Consider the following 6,087-nt stretch of genomic DNA (forward strand, 5'->3'; position numbering starts at 1 on the left):
CTCGCTCCGCGGAGCGAGGGGGCACAGCCGTTCGTCAGTTCAGCGTGAACTCCGTGGTGTGCGCGTTGCCCGCCACGTCGAACACGACGAGGGTGTTCTCACCCCGGACCGCCCCGAAGACGCCGGGCGTCACGAAGTTCACGTCCGACCACGGCGCGTTCGCCAGATCCTTCACGACACCGTTGAGCTCGACGCGGTCGATCCGGCCGGCGTCGTAGAGCTTGAAGCTCACCCGGTCATAGGTCTCGCCGGTGGCGACGGTGAAGTTCTTGCCGTCCTTCACCGTCACGGTCGGCGCTGTCGCGTCGATCGTGAACGCGAACGTGCCGGTCGCCGAGACGTTGCCCGCGCGGTCGTGCGCGTTGTACTTTAGCTGGTAGTGCCCGTCGGGCAGCGCGACCGACGCCGTGTGCGTCGCCTCACGCGCCCCGTCCGCGACCGCCGACTGCGTGCTGCGCACGAGCGCGCCGTCCTGGTAGACGTTGGCCACGACCTGCGACAGACCGCGGTCGTCGGTCGCGTCGACCCGGAGCTCGAGCGTGCGCGACGGACCCGCCGCGGTCGGCGCGACGAGCGTCGCCGTCGGCTTCACGTCGTCCCGTTCGATCCGCAGGTCACTGAACACGTTGAGCGCCGAACGGTTCGCGTCGTGCGACGTCGAGAAGATCCCGGCATCCTGCACCGCTGCCGCTCCCGTGAGCGTGGCCGTCGAGCCGATCTGGGCGTAGTTCGTGCCGTCGAACGAGTACCAGGCGCTCACCTGGTCGCCGCTCCGGTCGAGCTTGACCCACACCGGACGGAACGTGTTGACGTTCGCCGCGGCCGAGCTCTCGACGTAGCCGTCACCATTGGCATCCCAGTGGAAGACGACGCCGTTGCGGGGAGTGACGGCCACGACCGCGTACCCGGCGGAGGCGCCCGGCTGATCGATGTCGTTGCGGATGATCACGCCCGACTTCGCCCAGGCGTTCGCGTCACCGACCGTGTCGACCCGCGCCGAGACGCTGGACACGGCGTTGACCGCATCCTTCTGGAATATCGAGCCGTAGGCGTCGTCGCGCTGACCGCCGCCGCCCCACACGTCCGCGCCCTGGGCGCGAATCGCGAAATGACCGTCCTTCTGCGCGAAGTACGAGCTGCTCGCCGAGGCTGCCGTCGTCGACAGCGGCGCAGCGACTGGCTCGCCGGTGCTGCCGCAGTCGGCGTTCTCGGTGAACAGGTTGGCGTTCAACGCCGTCCGCCGCTCGGGCGCGACCCCGGCCTCGCAGATGACCTGGCGCGCGGCATCCGGCCAGTTCAGTCCGGACACCTGGACGTTGTCGACGAGCCGGTTGCGGTTCGCCTCCAGATTCGGGGTCTGGGTCCCGCCGGAGTTGTACCAGTTCTCGGTGATGAGGTTGTCGCTGGTGTTGGTCGCCCCGTATGCGTTGGTGAAGACCCACGGGTTTGTGCCCTGCAGGACGTTCTGGCGGTAGACGGTGGACCGGGTTCCCTCATCCAGGTAGAGCCCGACGCCCGAGACGTTGTAGAGGTAGTTCCGCTCCGTCACCGATCCCGGGCTGGCCGAGAGGTTGTAGATCGAGCCGCCGTCGGCGAACTGCGACTTGGTGTTGTGCACGAGGTTCCCGGCGACGACGTTGTCCTTGAGTGTCGTGGGGGTGTCGTAGCGGGTGTTCCAGTTGTAGTAGCCGCGGTTCGTGTACTCCCCCGACCCCCCGGCGTCGTTCATGCCCCAGCCGTACCCGGTGTCGATGCCGTCGTAAGCGACGTTCGCGACCTCGTTGTTCTGGATGCGGGCGTTCGTGACATAGGTGCTGAGGATGCCGGAATTGTCCTTGTATTCCACCGCCGCGCGCGTCACGGTGTTGTGCTCGACGGTGATGTCACGGTTGATCATGCGCTCGTCGTCGGGGTGATGCGACTCGGGGCGGTTGCCGCCGACGAACACCCCGTGCCCACCCACCTCGGTGAAGCGGTTGCCGACGACCTGGATGTCGTGCGCGCCGAGTCCGACGCCGCTGAGGGCGGCGTTGGTGTCGTTGCCGATACCGAGTGCGGACGACCCCAGACCCACGAAGAGGTTGTTCTCGAAACGGACGCCGGATGCCGCCGACACCTGCACGGCGGCCGGCTGCTGGTACCAGCTGGTGCGGGCTCGCTCGAACAGCTCGCAGCCGCGGGAGCAGCTGGTGAAGGCGTCCGCGGGGCGGTAGTCGTAGTGGCCCTTGATGTAGGAGCCGTTCTGCTGAGTGGCGTATCCGTCGGTGGTCGGGCCGAGCCACGACGTCCCGGTGAAGGTGATGCCGTCGAACGAGAGGTTCTGCAGCGGTTCGTCGTACGTTCCACCGATGCTCAGCAGCACTTCGACCCGCGGCAGCTCGACGTCGAGGTTGTTGGGGTCCACCCCCGCACCCGGCTTGTAGTAGAGCTGACCGGCGTCGGGGTCGATGTACCACTCGTTCATCTGGTCGATGAAGGCGAGCGAGTTCGAGAACCAGTAGGTCGATCCACCCAGGAGAGCGAACTGGGGCGTGTCCCATCCCCACGTGTTGTTCTCCCACGCGGGCTGCGCCATCGTAAGCTTCGAGTCGGCGATGCTCGCGACCGGCGAGTACCGGTAGGTGAAGTCGCCCTTCGCCTCGAACTCGATGCGGTCCTGCTGCGGCAGATCGTTCATGAAGGCCAGGTCGGGGTTCTTCAGAGTGATGCCGGTCTCGTCGAGGGCGAGATCCGCTCCGGGCACCTGGCGCTGAGCGCGCTGCGCGTAGACGCCGTTGACGTACAGCTGGCGCGTGTCGACTCCCTGCGGGGTGTCGGCCACCCAGATGCCCGCACCCTCGTCGTAGACGCTCCACCCCGAGACCGGCTCGGCCCCCGAGACGATCGGGCTGGCACCGGGCGCCGCCGTCCATCGAACCGATCCGTCGGCGCCGCCGGCGTCTTCCGGCCGGAACTCAAGGGGCTCACCGATGCGGTACTCGCCGTCGGCGAGCTCGACGACGACGTCACTGCCGGCCGCGACGAGCTCCCGCACGCGGTCCTTCGCGGCGAAGAGACCGCAGGGTTGGGCGACCACGCAGGCCGTGCCCGATCCGTCGGGCGCGACGTGCAGAACGTCGGCGTCAGCAGCCGAAGCCGGACCTGCGACGGCGAGGGATGCCGCCACGGCACCGATCACCGCCAGCGATCCGGCACGGAAAAGGGGTGTCTTCACGAGGTACTCCTGTCTGGGGGGACGCCCGTGCGCAGGGACTCGCGTATCGATCACGGCCTTGTGAACGGGAATGTGCGGATGCACTGCAAACATCATATGAATGATGAAGGAGAATGCAAGGGGTGTAGGCGATCCCCGCGCCGCCGTCATCGGGAACGGAGATGGCCCATGACACCGAGTTCCACGATGCGCGATACTGAGTACATGAGCACCGACGCCCAGCCCCGCACGCTTCCCGGCGAGCGCATCGCTTCGTACGATCTCCTCGGCCGCCGCGACACCGACTACTACGCGGTGTTCGCCGACATCCCCGACGCCGACCGCGACGCGTGGGATCGAGCGAAGACCTTCATCGACGAGGTCGGCACCCGGATGCAGGGCGAGTGGGATGCCGCGACCTACCCGATCGAGCTCGTCCGCCGCATGGGCGAGCTCGAGCTCTTTACCGACGGGATCGAGCACCCCGACCTGCCGGCATCCTCGCCGCTGGCCGCGGGACTGGTGAACATGGAGATCTCGCGCGGCGACGGATCCCTCGCCACCGCCCTCGCGGTGCAGGGTGGCCTGGCACTGCGGACCCTCGCGATGTTCGGCTCCCCCGAGCAGCAGGCGCGGTGGTTGCGGCCCCTCGCCGACGGCACGACCCTCGGCGCCTTCGCGCTCACCGAACCCGACCACGGCTCCGACTCCGTGTCGCTCGAGACGACGGCGACCCGCACCGCCGACGGCTGGTCGCTGTCGGGCACGAAGAAGTGGATCGGCAACGGCGCCTCCGGCGGCATCACGTTCGTCTGGGCACGCGTGGATGCCGAGGGCGACGACGACCACGACAAGGTCCGTTGCTTCCTCGTCGAACAGGACACCCCGGGCTACACGGGCACCGTCATCACCGGCAAGGTGTCGCTGCGTGGCATCCACCAGGCTCACATCGCTCTCGACGACGTGCGTCTTCCCGCGGATGCCGTGCTCCCGGGAACCCACACCTTCAAGGACGCATCGGCCGTGCTGTACGCCACGCGCTCGGGCGTCGCGTGGTCGGCGCTGGGCCACGCGACCGCCTGCTACGAGGCGGCGCGGACATATGCCACCGAACGTATGCAGTTCGGAAAGCCCCTCGCGAAGTTCCAGATGGTGCAGGAGCGTCTCGCGCAGATGCTGGACGAGCTCACCGCGATGCAGCTGTTCTGCCGGCGCCTGGCCGACCTCGAGACCTCCGGCGGCCTTCGTCCCACGCAGGCCTCGCTCGCGAAGTACCACAACACCCGCGCCGCCCGCCGTATCGCAGCGATCGCCCGCGACCTGCTCGGCGGCAACGGCATCCTGCTCGAGAACGGCGTCATGCAGCACATGGCCGACATCGAGGCCATCCACACCTACGAGGGGACCGAGAGCGTGCAGGCGCTGCTTCTCGGCCGCGACATCACCGGGATGAGCGCGTTCGCCTGATCTCCCGCGCACTCGGCGTGTAGTCCGCGGCGGGCCCTGACGCAACCGGCGCACCCCATGTCGGGAGGGTTCGCTACCTTCTGAGCATGGGACTGTTCTCTCGCCACCCCGCTCCTCGCGACCTCGCGAACACCGTCGCCGAGGTCGTCGAGACGCCCCCGCGCAGTCTCTGGGCCGACGGGTTCGGACGCCTCGCGGTGCGCGCCGTCCAGATCATCGTCGTGGTGGTCCTGGTCGCAGGTCTCATCTGGGGCATTCAGCAGGTAACCCTCGTCATCATCCCGCTGATCCTCGCGCTGATCTTCGCCTCCGCGTTCGGGCCGGTCACGATGTGGATGCGCCGCAAGGGCGTCCCTTCGGTCCTCGCGACGCTCATCACGCTCCTCGCCGTGGTCGCGGTGCTGGCGGGTCTCGGCTGGCTCGTCGTGAACGCCGTCATCGACCAGTGGGACGAACTGAGCTCGCAGGCGGTCGAGGGCTTCCAGCAGGCGCAGGACTGGTACCACACCCTCCCGTTCGCGATCTCGCCCGACCAGGTGAATCAGGCCCTGAACGCGATCGGCGACTTCGTGACGAGCGCACAGTTCGGCAGTGGCGCCCTCGCCGGCGTCAGCGCCGTCGCCTCCTTCCTCACCGGCTTGGTGCTGATGGTCGTCATCCTGTTCTTCTTCCTGAAGGACGGACCCCGCATGTGGGAGTTCGTCCTCCGCCCGTTCCGCGGCAGCGACTACGACCGCGCCCGCCGGATCGGCGACAAGACCGTGACGGTGCTCGGGTCCTACGTCCGCGGAACGGCCTCGGTCGCCGCCGTCGACGCGATCGGCATCTACATCGGGCTGCTGATCCTGCAGGTCCCGCTCGCGCTGCCCCTGGCGGTGCTCGTCTTCCTGCTCGCGTTCATCCCGATCGTCGGAGCGGTGACCGCCGGCATCCTGGCGGCCCTCGTCGCGCTCGTCACCAACGGCTGGGTCGTCGCGCTCATCGTCGTCGGCGTCGTCGTTCTCGTGAACCAGCTCGAGGGCAACTTCCTCCAGCCGGTGCTGATGGGCCGCACGATGAAGCTGCACTCGTTCGTCGTGCTGGTGGTCCTCGCCGGCGGCACCGCGATCGGTGGCATCCTCGGCACTCTCCTCGCCGTCCCACTCACCGCCGTCGCGTGGGGCATCGTGTCGGTGTGGAACGGTCCCGACCAGCCCGCCGAGTGGGCGCGCCGCAAGAAGCGGCGCAACCCCGTTCCCCTGGCCGGGGGCGAGAGCGAGGGCTGAGCCCATGCCGTACGACATCCCTGCCCCGATGCTCGCGAAGGCCGTCCCCGCGGTTCCCGACCCGGGCAAGGTCGACGGCGGACTGTCGTACGAGCCGAAGTGGGATGGGTTCCGCGCGCTCGTGTCGTGGGACGGCACCGACGTCGAGATCGGCAGCCGAGG

General features: G+C 68.3%; 3 protein-coding genes and 1 pseudogene. 3 read left to right on the forward strand and 1 reads right to left on the reverse strand.

Features of this window, described 5'->3' with window-relative positions:
* Positions 1 to 34: 34 nt before the first annotated feature.
* Entirely contained in the window at positions 35 to 3,214 is a 3,180-nt protein-coding gene (locus tag D8Y23_RS15995; RefSeq protein WP_205797347.1) for an Ig-like domain-containing protein, read from the reverse strand.
* Between the two features lie 204 nt (positions 3,215 to 3,418).
* Here D8Y23_RS15995 and D8Y23_RS16000 point away from each other — a divergent pair, with 204 nt between their 5' ends.
* The 3 genes and pseudogenes from D8Y23_RS16000 to D8Y23_RS17175 all read left to right on the forward strand — a co-directional run.
* Complete coding sequence (locus tag D8Y23_RS16000) at positions 3,419 to 4,660, forward strand: acyl-CoA dehydrogenase family protein (RefSeq protein ID WP_128219034.1); 1,242 nt, start codon at positions 3,419 to 3,421, stop codon at positions 4,658 to 4,660.
* An 86-nt stretch (positions 4,661 to 4,746) separates the two neighbouring features.
* Positions 4,747 to 5,925, forward strand: coding sequence for an AI-2E family transporter (locus D8Y23_RS16005; RefSeq protein WP_128219035.1), 1,179 nt, complete (start codon positions 4,747 to 4,749; stop codon positions 5,923 to 5,925).
* 4 nt (positions 5,926 to 5,929) lie between these two features.
* Positions 5,930 to 6,087: pseudogene (locus D8Y23_RS17175) on the forward strand (ATP-dependent DNA ligase); the annotation flags it as partial.

Origin of the sequence: Microbacterium enclense (genome assembly GCF_004022425.1) — a bacterium.
Taxonomy (GTDB): domain Bacteria; phylum Actinomycetota; class Actinomycetes; order Actinomycetales; family Microbacteriaceae; genus Microbacterium; species Microbacterium enclense_A.